The organism is Aridibaculum aurantiacum (assembly GCF_017355875.1).
In the GTDB taxonomy this organism is placed as follows: domain Bacteria; phylum Bacteroidota; class Bacteroidia; order Chitinophagales; family Chitinophagaceae; genus Segetibacter; species Segetibacter aurantiacus.
The window spans coordinates 207,454-233,326 of the sequence record NZ_JAFEWC010000004.1 but is presented as its reverse complement, the minus strand read 5'-3'; the positions used below and the strand labels follow the sequence as shown (position 1 = coordinate 233,326).

The 25,873-nt window shown below is 43.6% G+C and carries 16 protein-coding genes; 7 read left to right on the top strand and 9 right to left on the bottom strand.

The genetic code is table 11. From position 1 onward, the window contains the following. Window positions 1-72 precede the first annotated feature (72 nt). Complete coding sequence (locus tag J4N22_RS19315) at window positions 73-735, top strand: bifunctional 4-hydroxy-2-oxoglutarate aldolase/2-dehydro-3-deoxy-phosphogluconate aldolase (RefSeq protein ID WP_207497221.1); 663 nt, start codon at window positions 73-75, stop codon at window positions 733-735. A 35-nt stretch (window positions 736-770) separates the two neighbouring features. After that, window positions 771-2,249 (top strand): MFS transporter, encoded by a 1,479-nt coding sequence (locus J4N22_RS19310; RefSeq protein ID WP_207497220.1) that lies wholly within the window; start codon window positions 771-773, stop codon window positions 2,247-2,249. Between the two features lie 85 nt (window positions 2,250-2,334). Here J4N22_RS19310 and J4N22_RS19305 read toward each other — a convergent pair whose 3' ends face one another. From J4N22_RS19305 to J4N22_RS19275, 7 genes are all read right to left on the bottom strand, one after another. Continuing rightward, a complete protein-coding gene (locus tag J4N22_RS19305; RefSeq protein WP_207497219.1) occupies window positions 2,335-4,428 on the bottom strand; it encodes a PAS domain-containing protein in 2,094 nt (697 codons plus the stop codon). A gap of 223 nt (window positions 4,429-4,651) precedes the next feature. Then, the gene (locus J4N22_RS19300; protein WP_207497218.1) at window positions 4,652-5,791 is read right to left on the bottom strand and encodes an aldose epimerase family protein; all 1,140 of its coding nucleotides are present in this window, start codon (window positions 5,789-5,791) and stop codon (window positions 4,652-4,654) included. Between the two features lie 72 nt (window positions 5,792-5,863). After that, window positions 5,864-6,460: a LutC/YkgG family protein gene (locus J4N22_RS19295; protein ID WP_207497217.1), complete on the bottom strand. Its 597-nt coding sequence runs from the start codon at window positions 6,458-6,460 to the stop codon at window positions 5,864-5,866. Next, window positions 6,453-7,826, bottom strand: a complete 1,374-nt coding sequence (locus J4N22_RS19290) for a lactate utilization protein B (protein WP_242692303.1) — start codon at window positions 7,824-7,826, stop codon at window positions 6,453-6,455. The genes J4N22_RS19295 and J4N22_RS19290 overlap by 8 nt, the downstream gene beginning before the upstream one ends. A 168-nt stretch (window positions 7,827-7,994) precedes the next feature. After that, window positions 7,995-8,765, bottom strand: a complete 771-nt coding sequence (locus tag J4N22_RS19285) for a response regulator transcription factor (protein ID WP_207497216.1) — start codon at window positions 8,763-8,765, stop codon at window positions 7,995-7,997. Then, window positions 8,740-11,664, bottom strand: a complete 2,925-nt coding sequence (locus J4N22_RS19280) for a ligand-binding sensor domain-containing protein (RefSeq protein WP_207497215.1) — start codon at window positions 11,662-11,664, stop codon at window positions 8,740-8,742. Before J4N22_RS19280 ends, J4N22_RS19285 begins: the two co-directional genes overlap by 26 nt. After that, window positions 11,592-11,951, bottom strand: a complete 360-nt coding sequence (locus J4N22_RS19275) for a ligand-binding sensor domain-containing protein (protein ID WP_207497214.1) — start codon at window positions 11,949-11,951, stop codon at window positions 11,592-11,594. Before J4N22_RS19275 ends, J4N22_RS19280 begins: the two co-directional genes overlap by 73 nt. 199 nt (window positions 11,952-12,150) lie before the next feature. On the opposite strand from J4N22_RS19275, the gene J4N22_RS19270 reads away from it, so the two are divergent. From J4N22_RS19270 to J4N22_RS19250, 5 genes are all read left to right on the top strand, one after another. Next, window positions 12,151-15,210, top strand: coding sequence for a SusC/RagA family TonB-linked outer membrane protein (locus J4N22_RS19270; protein ID WP_207497213.1), 3,060 nt, complete (start codon window positions 12,151-12,153; stop codon window positions 15,208-15,210). A gap of 21 nt (window positions 15,211-15,231) precedes the next feature. Continuing rightward, window positions 15,232-16,806 (top strand): RagB/SusD family nutrient uptake outer membrane protein, encoded by a 1,575-nt coding sequence (locus J4N22_RS19265; protein ID WP_207497212.1) that lies wholly within the window; start codon window positions 15,232-15,234, stop codon window positions 16,804-16,806. A 124-nt stretch (window positions 16,807-16,930) separates the two neighbouring features. Next, window positions 16,931-18,475, top strand: coding sequence for an alpha-N-arabinofuranosidase (locus tag J4N22_RS19260; RefSeq protein ID WP_207497211.1), 1,545 nt, complete (start codon window positions 16,931-16,933; stop codon window positions 18,473-18,475). Between the two features lie 10 nt (window positions 18,476-18,485). Then, window positions 18,486-19,970: an arabinan endo-1,5-alpha-L-arabinosidase gene (locus J4N22_RS19255; RefSeq protein ID WP_207497210.1), complete on the top strand. Its 1,485-nt coding sequence runs from the start codon at window positions 18,486-18,488 to the stop codon at window positions 19,968-19,970. A 102-nt stretch (window positions 19,971-20,072) separates the two neighbouring features. Further along, the gene (locus tag J4N22_RS19250) at window positions 20,073-22,094 is read left to right on the top strand and encodes an alpha-L-arabinofuranosidase C-terminal domain-containing protein (RefSeq protein ID WP_425339420.1); all 2,022 of its coding nucleotides are present in this window, start codon (window positions 20,073-20,075) and stop codon (window positions 22,092-22,094) included. A 185-nt stretch (window positions 22,095-22,279) separates the two neighbouring features. Here J4N22_RS19250 and J4N22_RS19245 read toward each other — a convergent pair whose 3' ends face one another. Next, the gene (locus J4N22_RS19245; protein ID WP_207497209.1) at window positions 22,280-23,071 is read right to left on the bottom strand and encodes a (Fe-S)-binding protein; all 792 of its coding nucleotides are present in this window, start codon (window positions 23,069-23,071) and stop codon (window positions 22,280-22,282) included. Between the two features lie 9 nt (window positions 23,072-23,080). Then, window positions 23,081-25,840: a TonB-dependent receptor gene (locus J4N22_RS19240; protein WP_207497208.1), complete on the bottom strand. Its 2,760-nt coding sequence runs from the start codon at window positions 25,838-25,840 to the stop codon at window positions 23,081-23,083. Window positions 25,841-25,873: the final 33 nt, after the last annotated feature.

Sequence of the window (25,873 nt, the reverse complement as noted above, 5' to 3'; positions counted from 1 at the left end):
CATAAGCCATATGCATTTGAACACTTAACTTTCCCATTGGTATCAGAAACATCATTTAAATCAATAAATAATATGGATAAGAAAGAGCAGATTTTGCAACTAACGATTCAGCAAGGCGTACTTCCATTGTACTTTAATAAAGATGAGGAGGTGAGCATTAATGTATTGAAGGCATTGTACGAGGCAGGCATAAGAACGGTAGAATATACCAACCGCGGCGAGGCTGCATTGAACAATTTTAAGGTGTTGCGCAAGGTTTGCGATACAGAACTATCTGGAATGTATTTAGGCATTGGCACCATTAAAAATGGTGAACAGGCAAAAGCTTTTGTAGATGCAGGTGCTGATTATTTGATTAGCCCGGGTGTGGTAGAGGAAGCTGCTAAAGTAGCTGAGCAAAATAACCTTCCATATGTACCAGGCGCTATGACCCCTACCGAGATCATCAGGGCTGAAAACATGGGTTGTAAGCTGGTAAAGATCTTTCCTGGAAATATAGTAGGTCCTGGATTTGTGAGTGCGATCCGCGAATTGTTTAGCGGTCTTAATTTCATTATCACTGGTGGAGTAGAGCCTGAAGAAGGAAACTTGCGTGGATGGTTCCAGGCAGGTGCATCAGCAGTAGGTATGGGAAGTAAGTTGATCACTAAGAAGATTCTTGAGGACAAGGATTATGGCAAGATCACTGAACTGACCAAAGATTCTTTGAAACTTATTGAACTGGTAAGAAAGTAACATCTTTCGATTGCACGCTATATAAAATCAACTTCATGGCATTAGAAACCCGAGCTACGGCTTCACCATCATCAACTAATAAGGTCAGCAAATATCGCTGGACCATTTGTACACTGTTATTTTTCTCCATCACCATTAACTACCTGGATCGCCAGGTACTTTCGTTGACGTGGAAAGACTTCCTGGTACCTGAGTTTCATTGGACCGACAGTCACTACGGAACGATCACCGGTCTGTTCTCTATCTTCTATGCTGTATCAATGTTGATAGCAGGAAGATTTGTAGACTGGATGGACACCAAGAAAGGCTTCTTATGGGCAATAGGTGTTTGGTCATTCGGAGCTGTCATCCACGCCTTTTGCGGAATCGCTACTTCAGGTTTACTTACCGGTAATTGGCTGGTTGGATTTGAGGGAGCAAAACACTCAATAGAAACAGTTGGTGATACAGCTTTGATCGTATCTACAAGTGTATCGTTATTCATCTTTGCGCGATTTGTACTTGCCCTTGGTGAGGCAGGAAACTTTCCGGCTGCTATTAAAGCAACTGCTGAATACTTTCCGAAGAAAGATCGTGCATTGGCAACAAGTATTTTTAATGCAGGCGCTGCGGTAGGGGCATTGGCTGCACCGCTTACCATTCCTTTCATCGCTCATACTTGGGGCTGGGAAATGGCTTTCATCGTTATAGGTGCACTGGGATTTGTATGGATGGCCTTCTGGATATTCATGTACAACAAGCCGGAAAAACATCCGCGGGTGAACCAGGCTGAACTGGACTACATCCAGCAGGACATCGTGGTGCACGACCAGGTGTCAGAACCAATAACAGCGGCTACTCCAGGAAAGAAGATGTCGTTTGCAGATTGCTTTAAGTACAAGCAAACATGGGCTTTTGCTTTCGGTAAATTCATGACCGATGGTGTTTGGTGGTTCTTCCTGTTCTGGACACCGGCTTACCTAAAGGACATTTATGGAATAGACTCAGCAAGTGGTTCTTTACCTTTATTTGTTTTGTATGCTATCACACTATTGTCCATCATTGGTGGATGGCTACCAAGCTACTTTGTAGACAAAAAAGGTATGAACCCGTACGAAGGCAGGATGCGCGCTATGTTGATCTTTGCATTCTTCCCGCTACTGGCACTACTGGCACAGCCATTAGGCGGCGGCGGATATTGGATACCGATCATCATCATCGGTATTGCAGGTGCGGCACACCAGTCATGGTCTGCTAACATCTTTTCTACTGTGGGTGATATGTTCCCAAAAAGTGCCATTGCTACCGTAACTGGTATTGGTGGTATGGCAGGCGGATTCGGTTCTTTCTTTATCAACAAAGGATCAGGTATGCTATTCACTTATGCTGGTGACACACAAATGCAGTTTATGGGTTTCACCGGTAAAGAAGCCGGTTACTTCATCATCTTCTGTATATGTGGTGTAGCTTATTTAATTGCCTGGATGGTAATGAAGAGCTTAGTACCAAAAATGATAGTGATCAAAGGAGAATAACTCCGCTATGATATGATAGATAAGCCGGGTGAGTGATTACCCGGCTTTTTTATGCGCGTAAAAATCGATTTGAATGTTTTACCTGTTACTCCTGCTCGTAAGGTAGTATGATGGTGAAGGCGGCACCTTTCATGGGTTCTCCTTCTGCATAGATGGCGCCCTGGTGAACATCGATGATCTTTTTGCAAATAGCCATTCCTATACCATAGCCGCCATACATTGACCTTTCATTCAGGCGTTGGAAAATGCTGAAGATCTTGTTTGCATACTCCTGCTGAAAGCCAATTCCATTATCTCTAATGGTGATGCAGTGATAGTCTTTTTTTTGTTTTAGATGAGGGAAATGTTGCTTTTGCTCTTCAGGTAGCTTGCAAGATGTAATTTCTACCACAGGTGGAATATCATCATTGCTAAACTTAAGTGAGTTACCAATAATGTTGAAGAAGAGCTGGTTCATTTGCAGCGGGTTCGCTTCTACTACATCAAGCGTAGCTATGGAAACCTTAGCTTGTTTTTGTTGGATAAGAAGTTCATAATCGGAGACCACTCTTTTAACCACCGTTGTAAGATCTACTTTTTCAAACTGCTTGCCCGACTGGTTTAGCCTGGAATATTCGAGCAGGTTGATGATAAGAGCAGACATGCGGCTGGCTGATTCTTCTACTTTAGAAATGTAACGTACCGCATCATTCTGCAGCACCACTTTTTCCGAGATCATATTGTTGAAAAACCGGATCTTCCGCAGCGGCTCCTGCAGGTCGTGCGAAGCCACGTAGGCAAATTGTTCCAACTCATCATTCGATCTTTTTAGTTCTTCTACGGTATGCTCTAGCTGTAGCTGTGTTTCCTTCCTTGACGTTATATCTGAAAATACATTGATCAGGTGGTCATCATCCATTTTTACCACCGAAAGCGAAAACCATTTTTTGATCGGCTCATTATAATACTCAGCCTGGAAATCTTTTCCTTGTTCTAAGGCGGTAACTGCCATTTGAAACAGTGGAGACTCCTTTAGTTGCGGCGCGATTTGCAATAGCGTCTTGGTCATCCGCCACTCATTGGGTATTTCGGTAAATTGCTCCGCAGCCTGGTTTGCCAGCACACATGTAAAGTCTGTTACCTCACCGGTGTTATTGCGAACAGGCATATACACAACTATTCCGCTGGGCGAGTTGGTAAGAATATTATTCAATAGAGTCTTCTGCAGTTCTATCTCAGCTGTTCTTTCCTGCACTCTTTTTTCAAGCACCTCCTCTGCATTCTTCTGATCATGAATATCTGTAGTTGTGCCATACCACTTCAATATTTTCCCATTGCTGTCTTTCATGGCGTTGCCCCTGGCTAAGAACCACCTGTAGCTGCCATCGCTTTTACGTAAGCGATACTGAACTTCATAATTACTTCCTGATGCAACTGCACTTTTCCAGATCTTGTTTACTTCCTGTTGATCTAATGGATGAATAGTCTGCAGCCAACCATTACCTAAAAGATCTTCGAAGCGAAGGCCTGTGTAGTCCATCCAGCCGTTGTTTACAAAATCTATTTCACCTTCAGCATTTGTTGACCATGTTAGCTGTGGAATGGTATCCATCAGGAACCGCAGCTCCTTATTAAGATCATTAAGCTCTATATTCTTTTGTCTTACCTCCTGTTCAGCCTCTGCCTGCTGCCGTGCACCAAGTCGCAATTCTATTTCGTGCATAACGGTTGAGGCAAATCTTTGTAGTCTTTCCTGTTCACGATCTGTGAAATTGCGTGGCTTCTTATCTACTATGCAAACTGTTCCTATGTTGAAACCATCAGGCGTAACCAGTGGTGCACCGGCATAAAACCTGAGTCCAAAATCGCCATGTACCAGCGGGTTCATAAGCAAGCATGGATCTTCTAAAGTATTATTTATAATAGTTGGCCCATCGGATAAAACAGCCAGTGAGCACAAGCTTAAGCCGCGGTCTACATTCTTCACGCCGGGCATACCTACATTACCTTTAAATACCACACGCTCTTTATCTACAAGTGAGATCAGGGCAATGGGCACATCAAAAACATCAGCAATAATTTGAGTTAGGTTGTTGAAGGATTCTTCTGAAGGCGCATCTAATATTTTATACCGGTAAAGTGCATCTAATCGCTGCTCATCATTACCAGGTACGATGTCAATAGTAAAAGTGTTCAACATAAGTTTCTCATGGGTAGATTAGCAAATGCCTTATACTAAAAAAGCATTCCTCAGTACCATCCAAACCTTCTGTTTAGATATTAAGGTTTTATGGACATGATTGCTAAAACCAAACAAAAACAAGCACAAAAAGTTGAACCTGAGAACCAAAGTTTTTCTCTCACTGTTCTACAAAAAAAGCCGGCAGAAAGCCGGCTTCTTTAATCATTATTTTAGAAGTAGTCTATTTCGCTACTGTTACCACGTACTTAGTAACTGTATGATACTTCTCGCCCGGCTTTAGTATAGTGGTTGGGAAAGATGGTTGATTAGGCGAGTCAGGAAAGTGCTGCGTTTCTAAACATAGCGCTGCGTGTTTGTTGATAGCCTTACCATTACTGGTTGATAGTGTGCCATCTAAGAAGTTACCAGAGTAGAATTGGATTCCAGGCTCAGTGGTATGAACTTCTAACTGGCGTCCGCTTGCTGCATCTGAAAGAACGGCTACACGTTGCAGGTCACTTCCTTTCCTGTTCAATACCCAATTGTGATCGTAGCCACCTTCTACTTTTGCTATGTCTGCTCCTATTTGTTTGAATTGCCTGAAATCAAAAGGAGTCCCAGTTACATCTTTTAATTCTCCAGTAGGTATAAGTGTAGTATCTACGGGAGTATATTTATCTGCATCTATCATCAGCGAGTGATTCAATATACCAGTGGTATGATCGCCTGAAAGATTGAAATAGCTATGATTGGTGAGATTAACAGGAGTAGCTTTATCTGTTTCTGCATCATATTCTATCAACAGCTCGTTGGCATCTGTCAAAGTATATTTCACAGTTACTTTTAAGTTTCCCGGATAACCTTCTTCACCATCTTTACTCAGGTAAGTAAGTGTGAGAGCCGGTTCATTTTCATTTACAGGTGCTGCATCCCATACTACTTTATCAAAGCCTTTGTCACCGCCATGTAAGTGGTTTTGACCATTGTTTGTTGCAAGAGTATATTCCTGTCCGTCTATAGAAAATTTTCCTTTTGATATCCTATTGCCATAGCGACCAATGATAGCTCCAAAATATGGTGGTGGCGCCATATAGCCTTGCAGGTCATCGAAGCCAAGAACGATATTAGCATTGGAACCATCTTTACCCGGTGCCATCCACGAGGTAACAATGCCGCCATAGTTGGTGATCTTTACTTCCATGCCGCTGTTGTTGGTAAGCGTGTACAGCATTACCTTCTTCCCATCGGCTTCGCCCCAATCTTTACTTGTTATACCTGCTTTTGCTTTTTCTTCATTCATGGTAGTTCCTTTTTGATCTTTACAAGATGTTAGTCCACCAATAGCGGTTGCCAACAATAAACATGCAATTAATTGCTTCATTAGAATCTTATGGGTTTTGTTTCGGTTTATTAATAAATATAAACAACAGGTGTTGTAGTAAGTGCAAATGGTTTAGCTGCCTTTATTGTCTTGTACCATAAAAACGGTAAGATTTAAGGGACCATGCGCACCTATCACCAGCGACTGTTCTATATCAGCTGTTTTAGATGGACCCGCTATAAAAACACCATAGTCATCTCCATTCATGATGTTGGTAGCATAGGCTTCGTGCATAGTAGGTACCAGTTGCTTTTCATTTACTACAAAAACAAGATGCTGGCAGATAAATGGTAATACCCTGTGCAGCATATTCTTCTCAGGAACATATACAGCACCATTTTCTGCTACCGCTAATTCTCCTTTTACATAAGCTGTATCTACCGTTTCGAGCGCAAGGGCAGTTGCATCTTTGAAGGCTTCGGCATTGTAAGCTGCCAATGTATCTATTGTTTGCACAACCTGCTTTCCCGCAGCAAGCTGATCAGCAATGTGATCATTCACTACTTGCAGGTCTTCCGCTACAATACAATTTCCTCCTATGCCTGTAAGGGTGGTGATGTACTCTTCCAGCATTCCATTTTTATCTCCTGCAAAATCCATTGCAGGAAGTGGCGTAGGTTCGGGACGTGCTGCTTTGATAGCTGCTAATATTTGCTGCCTGCTACTCATTGGTTTTGTTTTTCAGGTACCAGTCTCTGAAGCTTTGTTTAGGTGGTTCAGGAAGATCGCGTTGCTTATACCATGGGTTCAGCTTATTATTTACCGACCATGGTGCAAGACGCATTACACTGCGGCCAACGGATCCACTTACCCTATATAGTTTAGGATTAGAAAGAACAACAGACATAGATTTCATAGCAGCAGTTTTGGCTGCGCCACCATATCCTTCTTTCATAAGCACCTGCCGCCATGCGTACAGCTGTTCGTGAATATTAATTTTTACCGGGCATACATTGGTGCATGAGCCGCATAAGGTAGAGGCAAAAGGCAGGTCGGCATTTTTGCGCATATCCATATTTGGTGCAAGTATGCTACCTATAGGACCAGCAATAGATGTATGGTAACTATGTCCGCCGCTTCTTCTATAAACAGGGCAGGTATTAAAACAAGCTGCGCAACGAATACATTTTAATGAGTTGCGAAATGCAGGTTTACTCAATTGATTTGCACGGCCATTGTTCACTATCACCAAGTGCATTTGTTGCCCTTGCTTTGGCTTTCTAAAATGGCTTGAATAAGTAGTGATTGGCTGGCCTGTAGCACTACGTGCAAGTAATCTTAAAAAAACAGATAAGTGATCAAGCTTTGGAATAAGCTTTTCAAAACCCATACAGGCGATGTGAACCTTGTTAGCATTAGCGCCAAAATCTGCATTGCCTTCATTGGTACATACTACAATACCGCCCGTTTCTGCAATGGCAAAATTGACACCTGTAATAGCGGCATCTGCTGTAAGATATTTCTCACGCAAAAAACTGCGGGCTGCACGTGTCAGGTATACCTCGTCTTTATTATTTTTTTCTGTGTGAAGATGCTGATGAAAAGTATCGCTTACATCCTGCTTCTTCAGGTGAATGGCAGGAAGTACAATATGACTTGGATGCTCATCACGTAGTTGAACAATGAATTCACCCAGGTCGGTGTCTACTACCTCTACTCCTTTTGATTGCAGGTATGGGTTTAAAGCACATTCCTCCGTAAGCATCGACTTGCTCTTTACAACCCGCTTCGCATTATTTTCCTGGAGTATAGAATAGATAATGGAATTGTGTTCTGCTGCATCATTGGCCCAATGCACTTTTACACCATTAGCAATGGCATTGGCTTCAAATTCTTCCAGGTATTCATCAAGCCTGGAAAGTGTATGCTCTTTGATGGCTGCTGCTGCATCACGCAATGCTTCCCATCCCGGTAATTTGTTAGCCGCTTTATCTCGCTTTGCACGCACAAACCATAGCGTATCATCGTGCCACTTGCTGCGCTCCTCGTCTTGCAGAAAGGCGCTGGCTGCTTTGCTGTGGGTTTCGGTTGTCATTGAAATCTATTCCTGGTTATCTGTTTTCAAACTGTTTCTTTTCCCCTCGTTCCTGTATAGTATGTGCCGGTTGTTTGCTTGTTTTCTTACTGGTAACAACCTTTGATTCCTCTAATGTAAGCCAAGCAAGGAAACTGGCGGTGCAGTAGACACAAAGAATTTAAAGTATCATTTTTTTACTGCCTGGTTTTTCTTCTGGTATTCTGTAGGTGTACAGCCAAACTGCTTAAAGAAGTTTCTACCGAAGATCGTCTGCGAGTTATACCCTACCATGTTTGAAATCTCGTAGATCTTGTAATCGCCTTCAGCCAGCAGTTCTGCTGCTTTACGTAAGCGGGTAAGATTGATAAGTTCATGTGGTGTAAGATCTGCCACCAGCTTGATCTTCCTGAAAAGCGTTGGCCGGCTCATATTCATGTACTTTGCCAGGTTGTCTACATCCAGCTCTGGCTCATCCAGGTTGTCAAAAATTACCTGGTTTAAGTTTTCAAGAAACAGTTCATCGGACTTGGAGTGGGCAATGCTCTTTATATGCACCAATGGCGACTGGATAAAGTACTCTCTTACCTTATTACGATTAGAGATAAGCGTTGCTATCTGCACCGCCAGGTATTCTATATCGAACGGCTTTTCTATATAGGCATCGGCGCCATGTTCAAGCCCTTGTATCTTAGATTGTAAAGTGTTCTTAGCGGTGAGTAGTATCACTGGCACATGACAATGTTCAAAGTCAGATTTGATCTTTTTACATAATTCAAAGCCATCTACTTCAGGCATCATCACATCGCTTACCACAAGTTGGATAGCGGCTTCTTTCATAACAGCTAAAGCAGCGTTGCCATTAAGTGCAGTGGTCACCTGGTATTTCTCGTTCAGCTCATCGCTCAAAAATTCCAGGATATCCTCGTTGTCATCAACTACCAATATGTTCGGTTTCATCTGCTCTTTTTCTAATTTTTTTATCAGCAGAAAGGTTGAACTCTATCTGCTGGTGGTAAGGTAATACCATTTGAAAGATATTCATCCCATCCTGTGGATCTTCCAGTACCAGCTCGCCTTTGTGAAGCTGTGCCAATGTCCTGGAAAGTGCAAGGCCTATACCGGTGCCTTTGATATGATCTGTTTCTTTTATTCGGAAAAATGGTTCGAACACTTTGTCTTTTAGTTCTGGCGGAATGATGTACCCGTCATTCGCTACCTGTACAACAAAGTAAGCCTCATCGGTGGGATGGGGAAATAACCGGACGTCAATCTTACTGCAAGCATATTTTACCGCGTTACCATATAAGTTGTAAACGATCTTGTTCATGCCTTCTGCGTCTATATATGCGTATACCGGTTCAGCAGGCAGGTGGATATTAAACTGAAGATCTTTTTCTTCCGCCAGCTCCGTAAAGCTTTGAAAGGCATCGTGCAGCAATTCGTTGATGTTATAATGAACAAAGGAAAGTCCAAATCCATTGATCTCTGTTTGCCTGAAATCGAGCAGCTGGTTGGTAAGATCAACCAACCTGTCGGTATTGCGCTCCATGATGCTTAGACTTTTTTGTAACTCCTCTATTCCACCAGCTATTCGTATCACTTTTTTTAGTGGCCCTTTTATCAGTGTTAGCGGTGTGCGTATCTCATGTGCTACATTGGTAAAAAAATCAATTTTAGCCGTGAAGATCTCTTTCTCTTTTGCTATCTCAAGCAGCTCTATCTTCCTCCTGTTTTTCTCTTCTGTGGTTTTGTGATAGCTATATAGCAGGTAAAAGATGATCGTTAAAATAGCCAATGCATAAGCCGCATAGGCCCAGTTGTTCGCCCACCACGGCGGTAGCACTTCTATCACAAGTCGAGTGTCATCTTTACTCCATACACCGCTGCTATTCCTGGCGCGCACCATAAACGTATACCTGCCGGGTGCCAGCTTAGTAAAGTAAACTTTACGGTTGGTCTTCAGGTATGTCCAATCATTGTTGAGCCCTTGTAGTTTGTAAGCATACTCCAGCATTTCAGGTGCTGTAAAACTTAGTGCAGCAAAGTCGATGCTGAAGGTTGATTGATCGTAATCAAGCTTTATTTTTTCAGTGAAACTGATGGCACTCTTCAGCGGCGATTGCTCCGCTTCTACAGCAAGATCTTTATGGTTTACCTGGAAGCCTGTGATATACACAGGTGGATCATAGGTGTTGTGCCGAAACTCTCTAGGATGAAAAGAGATCATGCCTTTGGCACTACCGAAGTACATTCTTCCGCCAGCGTCTTTGTAAGCTGAGCTGAAATTGAACTGGTCAGATATCAAACCATTGGCACTTGTGAAGACCTGTATTTTTTCCACCGACGGATCAAAGGATACAAGTCCTTTGGTTGTACTTATCCAGAGCTTCTTATCATCATCTTGTAAGATGCTAATGATAAAGTTGCTGGGTAAGCCATTGTCGGTGGTGTAACGGTTAAAATTTTTCTTAGCTGGATTCCATTTACACAAACCATCTTCCGTAGCAAACCATAGAGCATGGTCCTTGTCCTCGAAAATAGAATTGACGCGGTCGCTGCTTAAGCTATTGCCGTCTGTAGCACTAAACCGGAAGTTTCCTGTATGGCCGGTTTTGCTGTCATAGTAGTTTATGCCGTTGCCATACGTGCCCGACCATATTATGCCATTTGCATCTTTTACAATAGATGTATACCAATTGTACAGCGGCATACCAGGCATTGCTTCAAAATCTTTTTTAGCAGCATTGTATACATAAATACCAATAGTGGTGCCTATCATTATCTCACCACCTGGTGCCTGGTATATCGTATAAATGAAGTTGCTTTTGAGCGAGCTTCCGGCGGATGCGCCATAATGCCGTACCACTTTTCCTGTTCTTATATCCAGTATATCCAGGCCATGTTCAAATGTTCCTATCCATAGTTCATTGCCTGTGGCCAGCAGTCCATGAATATTAGAATAAGACAATGCATCACTGGCGCCTGAAGCTGTATAGTTTATATACTTCCCTGTTACTTTATCCAGCTTGTTCAAGCCTGCATCTTCAGTACCAATCCACAGGTTTCCAAACTTATCTTCTGTTATTTCCCTTATCACATTTCCGCTCAAAGAATTTTCGCCGATACGCGGAATGTCTTTTTTAAATGGAGTAAAAGGAGATGGATAATAGTTGATGCCGCCGAAGTATGTACCTGCCCATATACCACCTTCTTTGTCCCTGCAAAATGTATATATGGCATTGTCAGAAATGGTGTACGGATCGTTGTAACGTTTCTTTAGGTTGACTGTGCTTTTGGTCTGCCTGTTATAGATAAATATGCCTGCCTCGGTTCCTATCCATAATTCATTGGTCGATGTTTCTAAAAAGTCCCTGACAAACAAATCGACGCTGTTGGTAATATTTAGATCAAGATTGTAGTGGCTAAGCCTGCGCGTATCAAAAACCTTAACACCTGCGTTACCAGTACCCACTAGTATTTCACCGTTACCTGTAGCCTTTATTTTTTGTATCCACTTGTACGTAGCCTTTGAATTCGGAAAAAGATCGAAAGTGGTGAAACTGTTGGTTGCGCGCTCATACCTTGCCAGGTAACCATTAGAGGTAGAAACCCATAAAGTTCCACCTGGCGCTGTGCATATTGCTGTAGCTTCAAAATATTGCTGAGGTGCGTAAGGGGTTAATGTCTTTTTGTTGAAAGAGTATTTATACAGCGTTAACCCCGACGTTAGCCATAGGTTTTCTTCCTGGTCAACCACCAGCTGGTTCACGGTAAAATTGATCTTTACATCAAGCAAGTGAAAGCTTTCTGACTTAGGATCGTATTTATATAAACCTGCTTCAGTACCCACCCACATATTTCCCTTGGGTCTTCATACAATGTATGAATGAAGTTGCTGCCGATGCTGCCGGGATTGTTAGCATCGGTTCTAAAAGTTTTGAAAGTATAACCATCAAACCTGTTCAGCCCGTCCTTGGTGCCAAACCACAAGAAACCAAGTTTGTCTTGTATACTACAAACAACCGCGTTGTTAGATAACCCATTCTCTACCTGGAAATGTTTGAAATAGTACGACTGCGCCCATCCACTGCTACATAGCATCAGCATGATCACTACCTGTAGTATGGTCTTGGGAATGGACAATCGTGAGGTTTCTGGTAGAGTTAAAGTTAGGGAAATGACCATAGCACCTCATGCTGGTTTTAAAATTCATCTATGGCTTTTTGCTTATTGAGACTTTCGGTTGAAATAATGACACTAGAAGGAGAAGTAATGTGAAATGATCTGACCAATTTCACATCGGTAGCTTATTCTGCATTTACCACTAAACGATTTAATGCTTATGAAACTAACATTGCCTTGCAAACGGCTAGTGAATGGCTGTATTTTCTTACTCCTCATCACGCTATCACAGCTCGTTATTCCTTCTGCTCATGCGCAGCAAAACACAAAAAAAACATTTAAAGGGGTTGTTTTATCAGATGCCTCAGTTCCCGTAGAAGGAGCATCTGTTACAGTTAAAGGTTCAAAGCAAGGAACCTATACTGCTGCTGATGGTTCATTTACCATTGAAGCCGCCCCGGGTGCTACACTGGTCATTAGCGGTGTAGGCTTCACAGTGAAGGAAGTGACCTTGCGCGGAAACAATGCCATCACTGTTCAATTGCAACCTACCGCATCCCTGCTGGATGATGTAGTAGTGGTTGGTTACGGAACCCAAAGGAGAAAAGACCTTACCGGATCCGTATCAGTGGTGAACGTAAGTGAGGCAAAAAAGACCGTAACACACGATGTGGCCAGGATGCTACAGGGGCAGGCGCCGGGTGTAACTGTACATGGTTCGGGTGAGCCAGGAGGGTTTGTACAGATGAAGATCAGGGGTATCAGCACCTTTGGTAACAACAATCCGTTGTTCATTGTAGATGGTGTTCAAATGAACAATCCTTTTGATCTTTCTCCCAACGACATTGAAAGCATACAGGTGTTGAAAGATGCATCTGCCGGCGCTATCTATGGTGTACGTGCCTATGCAGGTGTGGTGGTTATCACTACCAAAAAAGCTAAAGTGGGTGAACTAAAAGTAGATTATACCGGCTATGCTGGTGTGCAGAATGTGCCACGAAAACTATCTGTTACCGATGCTGCAGGTTATAGAAAAATAACTAATACAGCTGAGCTAAATGCTGGATTAGCCATTGCACCAGGAAACGATCCTACCAACCCACGTTTCATCAACAATGTAAATACTGACTGGCAGGCAGAAGGTTTCAAAACCGGTGTCATCCAGGATCATAATATCCGGTTTGCTGGCGGTAACGAGTCTGCGGCATACAATGCTTCCGTTGGTTATTTCGACCAGAGCAGCACTTACCGCGGACCTCAGAACTATAAGCGTTATACAATTAATGCCGGTCTTACCGGCCGCAAAGGCATCTTCAGCTATGGTTCAAAGATTTTTTACACAAAATCAGAGAAAGTAAATCCTTTTAATGGAATGCAGTTTCATGCTGTATTTGGTGGCGCTGTTACCAGCCTGGTTACAGCCATACCTACCATGCCGGTTCACGATCCTAACAGGCTGCGTGGTTATGGTGGAAGCGACAATGCTACACAGCGTGCCATTAGCCTGAACGTGATTGGTATGAATAACCTGCTGCAAAATACCAGTGACCGCAACAGGGCATTAGGAAACTTCTGGGGCGAGATAGAGCCTATTAAGAACCTGAAGTATAAGATCAACCTGAGCTACGACCGTACAGACTTCAGGAACTTTGCTTTTGAACCAACGTACGATCTCGGCTGGTACTACATCAACACACAGTCGTTCATGTTTGAAGGTAAAGGTGCCGACATAACTTCTATGGTAGAAAACACCCTTACTTATAACTTCCAAAAAGGTCGTCATAAAGTAGACCTGCTGGCCGGCCAGGCATTCCAGAAATTTAGGAACAGCTGGACCAATGCAAGTGGCGTAGGTTTGCCAGAGCCTTATTTTTATACGTTCAGTGCCATTGCAGATCCAGCTTCCAAAACACTGGCAAGTGGTTCAGGTACTGCTACACTTTCTTCTTTCTTTGGAAGAGCCAACTACAACTTCGACAGTCGCTACTTACTCACCTTTAACTTCCGTAGAGATGGAACTTCTAGGTTCAACCCTGATCTGCGCTGGGGCAACTTCTCTTCTGTAGCTGCAGCATGGAATATTCACAACGAAAAGTTCATCAAGCTTCCTACTGTTATCAGCTCATTGAAACTGAGAGGTGGATATGGTGAGTTGGGCAACCAGGACATTGAATTTTATGAATACCAATCATTCATTAACCCTAATGCCAGCTACTTGTTTGGTAATACGCTAGCTCCGGGTGCAACCGTTGTTTCTTTGGTAGATCCGGGCTTGAAATGGGAAAGAAAGAAAACAACCAACGTGGCACTTGACCTGGGTTTGTTGCAAGACAAGCTCATCTTCACAGCTGAATACTACAGGAATAAAACAGAAGATCTGTTAGCACGTGTACCTATCTCTTTATCCATCGGTTCATTTCCATGGGATGTAAGAACAAATGCGGCATCTACGCTTAACACCGGTGTAGAGATGAGCCTGCAATACCATGGCTCAAGAGGAAAACTTACCTATAGCGTAAATGGTAATGTGCACACACTGGATAACAAGGTGCTGAAATTAGGACCTAATGATAACCCTATCTATGGCGCTGCAAGTAAAACAGAAGTAGGACGTTCTGTAGGTGAATTGTATGGCTATAAAATGATCGGCATCTTCCGTGATGCAGACGATGTTTCAAAATCGCCAACGCAGATCAATGCAGCTCCTGGTGATGTGAAGTTCCAGGACACCAACAAAGACGGAAAGATCACCGATGACGATCGTATTTACCTTGGGCGTTCTATACCTAATATCTACTACGGTCTCAACCTTTCGCTGGGCTATGGCCAGTTCGACTTTTCTATGTTCTGGCAAGGAAGTGCGGGCAACAAAGTATACAATGGTATCTACCGCGACCTGATGCTGGGACAGTATAACAACCACCACACAGACATGCTGAACTTCTGGACGCCTACCAATACAAACACCAATATTCCACGTCCTGTGATCGGTGATCCTAATGGTAATGCAAGGGCTTCCGACCGCTTCCTGCAGGATGGTTCATATGTAAGACTTCAGAACTTTCAATTGGGTTATACTGTAAACGTGAGCAAGCTGCGTATACACCGTACTGTGAAGAACGCGAGGTTCTATGTTTCAGGTCAAAACGTGGTGACATTCACCAAATACAAAGGCTACGATCCGGACTTCATGAGTGATGGTTTGTTTAGCCGTGGATTCGACATCGGCTCTTTCCCTAATCCAAGAACAATAACCGTAGGCGCACAGTTGTCCTTTTAATTACCACCCAAAACGAGACATATGAAACAGAACAAACTTCTATACATAATACTGGCTGCCGGCATGCTGGCAGGCTGCCGCAAAGAACTTGACCAGGTAAATCCAAATCAACAAACTTCAGAAAGCTTCTGGAAGACACAGGATGATGCTATGAAAGGCGTGAACGCAGCTTATAGCAGCTTATTACCCGATGGTGGTTATATGCGCTGTACGCCATTGATGCTCGACACAAGGGCCGATGATTGCAGAAGCAACAGCCCATGGGACCAGATGTACAATTCAGGAAAATTTGCTTTACAACCAGGCAATGATGCAATTTACGGATGGGCATACGAAACCTACTACCAGGGCGTGTTCCGTTGCAACCAGGTGTTGCAACATGTTCCGGGTATTGAGATGGACCAGGCACTTAAAAACCGTTTGCTAGGGCAGGCATATTTCCTGAGAGGTTTGTATTTCTACCACCTGGTAAACTTCTGGGGTAATGTGCCGCTTCCTTTAACAACAGCAAGCGAAATTGGAAGTTATAAGATACCTCAGTCCACACCAGAGCAAGGCTGGAACCAGGTGATCAGCGATTTTACCAAAGCTGCAGAAATGCTTCCGGCGAGATATGCTACACTAACAGGACCTGACAAAGGCGATCTTGGTCGTGCGACCAAAGGAGCTGCAATGGCTTTTCTTGGAAAGGCATACCTGTTCAACAAAAAGTATACAGAAGCGGCAGCACAGTTCAAAGCGATCATGGATATGAACTTGTATAGCCTGGTGCCTAACTACCGTGACAATTTTACTGAAGTAAGTGAGAACAATTCTGAGTCACTTTTTGAAGTACAATTTTCAAGAGATGCAGGCGGCAGAGACTTAGGCTGGGGCGGACCTCCGCAACCAGGTTGGGGTAAAACATCTGCCCGTGCCATCACTTATGCACCACGTGGCTTTGGCTGGACAGACGTACAGCCTACACGTACTGTATTGAATGATTTCCGTCTCGAAAAAACTGTAGACAATAAGGTGGATCCGCGTTTACTGTCAACCATTTTTTACAATGATACAGTAGATACCAAGCTTCCCACCACACCAATGTACCAGACTACTTTCCAGGCGCATTATGCTAACAATGCTGCAGATCGTAACGACCTGTACTGCAAGAAATACCAGAACTACCTTGGCAACAGGCCTGATGAATTTGACTGGCGTTCTGGTATCAACGAACGCATCATGCGTTATGCAGATGTATTGCTGATGTATGCTGAATGCCTGAATGAGATGGGACAAACCAATGCAGCTTATCCCATCATACAACAAGTGCGCAGCCGTGTAAATCTTCCAAACCTTGCTACCGTAAAACCTAACATGACACAAGCACAAATGCGCGATCAGCTGGCGCATGAGCGTTTGCTGGAGTTCAGCCAGGAAGGTCATCGTTTTGATGATATCCGTCGCTGGGGATGGTTACAGGACCCTTCTAAGCTGGCATTGCTAAAACAAAGAGATCCGGAATTCAACACGTATGCTCCGGGCCGTGAATATTTCCCTCTGCCACAGAGAGAGATAGATCTGAACCCGGGTTACAAGCAAAACCCCGGTTATTAAGATTTAAATAAACAGATAAAGCAAGAAGGTAACATAAGGTATAAGCCAGGGCTTGACTTGTCGGAGCAAGCAGTTATAAGTCAATGTCCCTGGCTTTTTTAATGGAAAACATGTAGTAGAAAATATGAAGAAGGTTTTTGCGCTGGCTTTGTTCAAAGGGATAATAATTGCCTCGGTAATAGGACAAACAAACACGCTGGTGCTACATGCGGGAAAGTCTCAGAATACCATCAGCAAGCATATCTATGGACATTTCGCAGAGCATCTTGGCAGGTGTATCTACGATGGTTTTTATGTAGGCGAAGGAAATACACGCATACCCAATACCGCTGGTGTTCGTAATGATGTAGTAAACGCATTGAAGGCTCTTAAGATCCCCAACCTACGCTGGCCGGGTGGCTGTTTTGCCGATACCTACCATTGGAAAGATGGCATTGGTAGCAAGAAAGACAGGCCGAAGATGGTAAATGCTTGGTGGGGTGGCGTGACAGAAGACAATAGCTTCGGCACGCATGATTTCCTAAACATGTGTGAGCTGTTGAATACAGAGCCTTACCTGGCTGCAAACGTAGGCAGCGGTACGGTACAGGAACTGATAGACTGGGTGCAGTACGTTAACTATTCTACCGAAAGTCCTATGTCGAACCTGCGCAAACAAAACGGCAGGGACAAGCCATGGAATGTAAAATTCTGGGGTGTAGGTAACGAGACCTGGGGCTGTGGTGGTAATATGAAACCTGATTATTACGCAGATCTCTATCGCAAGTACGCCACCTTTATGACCGACTGGACCAATAGCAGCGGCATCTTTAGAGTGGCTTCCGGGGCTAACTCAGCAGATTATAACTGGACAGAGGTTCTAATGAAAAACATACCTGTTCAAATGCTGGAGGGCGTTGCCTTGCATCATTATTCTTTTGTGGAATGGACGAAGAAAGGTGATGCAGTTGACTTCAATGAACAACAGTATTTCAAAACCATGAAGACGGCGTTGTTCATGGATACGCTTATCCGGAAACATTCGGCCATCATGGATAAATATGATCCTGCAAAAAAAGTGGCTTTGGTAGTAGACGAATGGGGTGGTTGGTACGAAGTAGAAAAAGGAACCAATCCTGCATTCCTCTATCAACAGAACACGATGCGTGATGCTATGATCGCAGGTACTACGCTCAACATTTTTAATAACCATAGCGACAGGGTGCGCATGGCCAACCTGGCACAAACAGTAAATGTGCTGCAATCCGTTATTCTTACCAATGGTGAAAAGATGTTGCTGACACCAACTTACCACGTACTGGAAATGTATAATGTGCACCAGGATGCAAAGCTGCTGCCGCTTGACATAACAAGCAAAGACTATGTACTTGGTGGAGAGAAGCTTGCTGCTGTTTCCGCATCAGCCTCCAAAGACTCTATAGGTCGTACGCACATCTCGTTGGTGAACATAGATCCCGCTGCATCACAAGATGTTTCTATAGATATACGTGATGCTAAATTTTCTTCTGTAAAAGGAAGAATACTGGCTGCCAAAAACCTGCAGGATCATAACACTTTTGATAATGCTGATAAGATAAAGCCCGTTGCCTTTACCGGTGCAAGCATTAAAGGAAACATGCTGCAGGTGAAGATGCCTCCTGCTTCGGTAATAGTTTTAGAACTAAAATAAACAAGAGAAAATGGCTAACAATCAAGTCTCAACAATAGCTTCCTTCTTCGTACTGCCATTCTTCCTGCTAGGATCCGTGTCATGCAAAAAAGAAGCGGCCTCTTCTGGCCAGGAACCTACAGTTCCCATAACCACTCCATTTGATCTTAATTCCATAAAAGACAACTACGAAGATGTAGCGCCCTTTTCCAGCTACCTGCGTTGGGGCTCGCATAATGTGCACGATCCGTCTATCCAGAAGTTTGGCGACTACTACTATTGCTATAGTACAGATGCCGCTTATGGTGTAGATGTAAGACCTGGTTTGCAAATAAGAAGATCAAAGGACCTGGTAGACTGGAAGTATATCGGGTGGGTATTCAATGGTCTTCCTGCGCAGGGTGCACAGTTCATACAATCTAAAGGCGGCACACCTTTCAATAGTTTGTGGGCGCCATACGCGTTGAAAGTAGGAAATGAATACAGGTTGTACTACTCGCTGTCTTCACCTACACCACGATTAAGCGTAATTGGCCTGGCTACATCCGCCAATCCTGAAGGCCCATGGACAGAGAAAGGTTTGGTAGTAACATCAACTGATGACAACAGCAGGCAGACAAATGCTATTGATCCAGCAGTCATCACTACAGCTGCCGGCGAACAATTCATGTATTATGGTTCTGCATGGGATGGTATCTATGTTTTGAAGCTTAACCCGGCTACTGGTCTTGCCCTCTCTCCCGGCGATAAAGGCACACGGGTAGCGAACCGCGGTTTCACCAATGGCAGGTACAATGGTAACATTGAAGGACCAGAGGTTATCTACAATCCTACGCTGAATAAATACTACATGTTCATTGCATACGATTGGCTGGAAACAAAATACAATACCCGCGTATGCAGGGCAGATAATCCTATGGGACCTTTCTACGACTTCAATGGCATAGATGCCAATACCAACATAGATCACGGACCAATGATCATTGCACCTTACCAGTTCATGGGGCATGGTGGCTACCAGGGAGTATCGCACAATGCAGTATTCACCGATGGAAGCAACAATTACTTCTATGCCTCACAGGCAAGGCCTACAGTCAACAGGTTTTTTATGAACCTTCATGTTCGTAAGATCTTCTGGACACAAGATGGGTGGCCGGTTGTATCGCCACAGCGTTATGCCTGGGAAGACAACAGTACCGTAGCCGCAGATAGCCTGGCTGGCAACTGGGAGCAGATCATATTTGGATATCGTGTTGTGCCAGGTTATGCTAACGAACAAACATCACCCGATCTACAGTCAGCTGTTTCACTAACCATAGCTGCCAATGGCACCCTGAATGGTGATGCCAACAGTAGGTGGACCTACAACGCGCCTTGGTTAGAACTGAAGTGGAGCAATGGCTTTACTGATAAAGTTTTTGTACAAAAAGGAAGGGATTGGGAAAACAAAAAACCAACCATCATCTTCTCGGGCCTCAACAACCAAGGGACTGCTATCTGGGGTAAGAAGAAATGATATATACAACACATGATAGAAGACTGGCGGCTGTATACCGCCTGGTAATGGAACATCCATCACTCAACAAAAAGAGGTAATAGAACTAAAAGAAGATTAATCATGCTAGTGAAAAACATTTCCGTAGTTGCTGCTTTTGTGGCTTCTGTATGTATTATGCCTGCACAGGCACAAAATAATACCATCGTTGTAAAGGCAAACCAGTTGAAGGCAGATATACAACCCACTATGTGGGGAGTATTTTTTGAAGACATCAATATGAGTGCAGATGGTGGTATATACGCCGAGTTGGTGAAGAACCGCTCCTTTGAATTTTTGAAACCATTAGCTGGCTGGACCTTTAAAGGAAAGGAAAGAAAAGAAGGAGACCTATTGATATTGAACCGCCAGGACAAACAAACCAACAACCCACGTTTCATCCAGGTAAATCCAAACCATACAGCAAAAGGCGATTTTGGGATCATAAACGAAGGATTTCGCGGGATGGGCATCAAGCAAGGCTTGCGCTACGACTTCTCAATGTTGTACAGGCAGCCTGCTGCCGGGGTGAAGGTGCACGTGGAGCTGTTGAATGCAAAGAACGAAGTGATAGGAAAAACGACCATTTCGCCAGTAGCCACAGGAAAGGAGTGGAGAAAGCTTGAAGCCAGTTTGGAAGCAACAGCAACAGAGCCCAAAGGCACTTTAGCTGTTTGGTTCGAAGGTAGCGGCCAAATGGATCTTGATATGATCTCGTTGTTTCCTGGCGATACATGGAAAGGCCGTAAGGGTGGTATGCGTGCCGATATGGTGCAAATGCTCGCTGACCTAAAGCCTGGTTTCCTTCGCTTTCCCGGAGGTTGTATTGTAGAGGGATATGATCTTTCGCAGCGTTATCAATGGAAGAAAACGATTGGCCCAATAGAAGAACGCCAGTTGCTGATCAACCGCTGGAATTTTGAATTTGCACATCGGCCAACGCCGGATTACTTCCAAACTTTTGGACTTGGTTTCTTCGAATATTTCCAATTGGCTGAAGATATAGGTGCAGAGCCACTGCCAATTTTAAACTGTGGTATGGCCTGCCAGTTCAATACAGCAGAGATGGTACCTCTGGACCAATTGGATCCTTATGTACAAGACGCACTCGACTTAATAGAATTTGCCAATGGCGATGCATCTACTAAATGGGGTAAGGTGCGTGCACAGATGGGACATCCTGAGCCATTCAATCTAAAACTGTTGGGCATAGGCAATGAGAACTGGGGACCACAATACATCGACCGGCTCCAGGTGTTTACCAAAGCCATCAAGGAGAAATATCCAAAGATGCAGCTCATCACTTCAGCAGGTACTGATCCTGATGGAGAACGTTTCGATTACCTGAACGGCCAGTTGAGAAAGATGAATGCTGACATCATTGATGAACATTACTATCGTCGCCCGGAGTGGTTCCTGCAAAATGCAGCCCGCTACGACAACTACGACAGGAATGGCTCTAAAGTATTTGCCGGTGAGTATGCCGCACAGAGTGACAAAACAGTAAGCATCCACAACAAGAATAACTGGCGTGCAGCACTTGCAGAGGCTTCATTTATGACCGGGCTTGAAAGGAATGCTGACGTAGTGGTAATGGCATCATACGCACCATTGTTTGCACACGTAGATGGTTGGCAGTGGACGCCTGATATGATCTGGATAGACAACCTGCATGTAGTGGGCACACCTAACTACTATGTACAAAAAATGTTTTCAACTAACAGAGGTACGCATATCGTTCCTATTCTTAAAAACAATGCACCGCTGGCTGGCCAGGATAGCTTGTATGCTTCAGCATCTGTTGATAAGACAACCAATGAGCTTATCATAAAACTGGTCAACGTTTCAGCCAACGGACTGCAGCAAGAGATAAAGCTGGACGGTGTAAGTAAGCTTTCCGGGAATGCAAGACATTATGTGATGAAAGCCAGTGGACTTGATGTTGAGAATTCATTGAAAGAACCTTTAGCTATTGTGCCTGTAGAAGAGCAGTGGAAGGCTAGTGGAAAAAGCCTGAAGGTGAACCTTGCACCGCATTCTGTAAATGTTATTCGCGTCAAACATCTCGATCTTGTAAGCTTTAAGAAAGCAGGCAAGATGGAATAAAGTGATTGCTCCAATTGGAGTTGATGAAACTTCAGTACTTGTTTTGTCAAGAATATGAGAGGTGTATAGTTCTAGAGTAGATGAGCAGGTAAGGCGGAAATCTTTTCAAACATTAATCTGAGCTGGATAAACAACTTGAATACTAAAAAAACAAGCGGTGGTACAATCAATACCACCGCTTTCTTTTATGCATTTACCACCTCCTGCTGCTTACCTGCTTCTTTCCCCGGTAGTTTATCTGCAACGTTGGCGTTGAGTATTTCGGCTAAATGTATCACCTTCACGTGGCTCCGTTGCTTTTTCAAAATGCCTTCCAGGTGCATCAGGCAACTCATATCGCCACCGGTTATATATTCTACATCATTCACACTGTGATCCTCTATCCTGTCTTTACCCATCCGTACTGATACTGCTTCTTCGGTAACGCAAAACGTACCGCCAAAGCCACAGCATTCATCTGTGCGGGTAGGATAAGAAAGCTCCAGTCCTTTTACATGCTGTAGTAGTTGTTCGGCCTTTGAAAAATGTGGTGTTACTTTTTCTGACATAGAACCCAGGTGAAGCATGCGTAAACCATGGCAGCTTTGGTGCATCCCTACCCTATGCGGAAAGTATGCATCTATGTGTTCTACTTTCAACACATCTACCATGAATTCTGTAAGCTCGTACACATGCTTGCGGATATGTGTGGCTGCTGCTTCCTGCGCATCATCGTGCAGGTGATCTTTTATATGTGTTACACAGCTTCCCGTTGGGCCAACTATATAATCAGCATCTTTAAAATTGTTGATGAAGTTTTTATTGCACGAGCCTGTAAGATGTTCGTAACCTGCATTGGCCATTGGTTGGCCACAACAAGTCTGATCAAGCGGGTAAGTAACCTCGCAGCCAAACTTTTGTAGTAATTGCATAGTAGCAATAGCTACCTGCGGGTAAAACTGGTCAACATAGCATGGAATAAAAAGCGCAACCTTCATTTTCTTTATTTATTGTCCCACTGTATTTCTCCTTCCTCCCATAGATGGTCTGCCGCCACCTCCTCCTGAAAACCTCCTTAAATTGTAAGTGAAGCTAAGCAAGAAATAGCGGGTAAGCACCTGTGTCCGTACATCTTCAATAAAATTCTGCTCTACGTTACGGGTAAGGCTTTGGTTCATATTTAGCAGGTCAAAAACACTCAGCCTCAGTTCGCCGCGTTTTGCTTTCAAAAATGTTTTTGCAATAGCCATATTCACCAAAGGCACGCCCTGGTTGAAGCCGGCAGATTGTCCCCTGTTTAGCAGGTAATCAAAATCAACTGAAGCCAACCAACCATCCTTTGTTACATAAGTAGGTTCTACCGATAACTGCTGCTGGAAAAAATCACCGTTTCTTTCTGCCTGCAATGAATAGCGGACAAAGTTAAAAGTAGAGGTGCTGGCGAAGTTCAGGTCGAAGCGCTCCTTCAGGTTCATTGTTAAACGCACCGTTTGTCCAATAGTGTAATTATTAATAAACGTCTCTGTGCTGTTTACCAGGTTTACATCTCTGCCATGGCTAAACCGTGTGTTCAGACTAATGGTAGACTTTGGGTTCTTTAGCGGGAAGCTATAGTTAATGTTACCGTTCAGGTTGTAAGCTCCATTCAGGTTTTGCGGCTTCGAGAATTGTGCACCCGGACCAAGTTTAAATCCATCCACTATGATGGTATCACCGGTCGTGTTGATGGTATTTGTATTTGAGATCTTATTAGAGATCATATTCGCATTCAGGTTTACACCAAAGCTGCTAAGGCGGGCAGTACTATAGGTTGTAAAATTCAGCACCATGTTGTTGTGAAACTCCTGGCGTAGCAACGGGTTTCCGCTTCTTATGTTTAGCACATTTGCATTGTCTACTACATCCTGCAATTGGTTGATGTTTGGCTGGCGGGTGCTTCCCCTGTAGTTAAATCTCAGGTTGAGGGTTCTGCCTTTTCGGTACTGCAAACTTGCCGTAGGAAAGTAGTTATTGAACGAGTACGATTGGTACCGCTCCTTTGAAATATTATTGCTTACCAGGTTTGCATTTTGAACAGCAAATCCTACAGTGTAAGAAAGCATCCTGCTCATTTGTACACGATAGTTCACCGCTCCACGATGCGTTTGATTGCTGTTCTCAAACTTGTTGGTGAGGTTGTTCACTTCTACATCATGCTTGTTGGTGAACCTGTTTAACCTAAAGGTTTGCTGGTCAGAAAAGCTCTCGTTGAAGTTGTAGTTATAGTTAAGTTCCAGTTGAGATTTACTACTTATTCTTTCTGTAAATGATAGATTAGAACCAAAGCTGTTACCGCCCCTGTTGTTCATTGATACCTGGTTGATGGTATCATTTCCCCTGCTGGAGCTACTGCTGATGCTATAGTTCGTTCCATCTGCATCGTTGCTGTTAGCCGCATGTGTAAGGTTAACGCTAAAAGATCTTCCCTGCTTTTTGAACCTGTGCCTAAGTAACAGGCTATTATTGGTATTGTAGCCAAAACTTTCTGATCCAACTGTAGAGGCTACATTATTCAATTCTAAGGCTCGTCCCTTTGTAGTTCGTGAATAAGAAAGATTATTGTTGCCACCTTCATTCAAACTAACAGAAGGTCTGAATAAGATAGATGTCTGTTCTCCAAACCTCTGGTCTATCTCGAAGTTGAGGCGGTGGTTGATATTTGTTGTGGAGATCTGGTTGATGTTAGATCTAAACAAAGAGGAATCATTTGCTACAAATGTTTCTCTAAACCTGTCGCGGTTGTTCTCTGTCCTGATCCTGTTTACAAAATAGCTACCGTTTACTTTAGTGTTTTTCGACCATAGATCATTGTAATTAGCACCTGCGGCCAATGTAGTTGTTATACCGGCTCTGCCTCTACCTCCGCCACCATCATCACCCTGGAAGCTCTGGTTGTTCACGTTGTTGGATTGACCAAAAACCGAAACCTGCTGGTTGCCGTTGAAGTAGTTCACATTACCCGATGCAGCATACCTACCTTCATTACCTGCTGCTACACTACCCTTACCAAATGCGCCTTTGCGTTTGTCTTTTTTTGTTACAATGTTCAAGGTTTTGATACGCTGTCCGTCATCAAAGCCATTGAACTCGCTTTGTTCGCTGAGTGCATCTATAACCTGCACTTTATCTATTACATCTGCAGGAAGATTTCTCGTTGCCATTTTAGCATCATTACCAAAAAACGCTTTACCATCTACCAGAACACGGGTTATTGGTTCTCCTTGTGTTTTTACTGTTCCATCACGATCTACTTCTACCCCCGGCAGTTTCTTCAGCAGGTCTTCGGCAGAAGCATTAGGTATGGTTTTAAAAGCACCGGCTGTAAATTCTGTAGTATCACCTTTTATGGAAACGGGTGCTGTCCGCACAATTACTTCATCCAGGTAGCTAATCTTATTTAGCAGGAAAATCTTACCTGCATCGTGAACCGGTTGCTCGGCGTCAATTTTAAATTGCTGCTCTACCTCAGCATACCCGTAAAAAGAAATGTTGTAGGTGTATTCACCATAAGGAAGTTTGTCTACCTGGAAATCTCCATCTTCTTTAGAAAGAGAAGATGCTACAACCACTGAGTCCTTTGTACGGTATACAGTGATGGTAGCATCTTTTAAAACTTGTAGTTGTGTTGAGTCTTGTACTTTACCCTTAAGCGTACCTTGTACTTTCTGCGCGTGCAGCTCATTACAAAAAACAAGACCAATAATAAGTATAGTTAGAAAAGCTTTCATCTTTCATTTTATAAATGAGCTTCGATGAAAGAA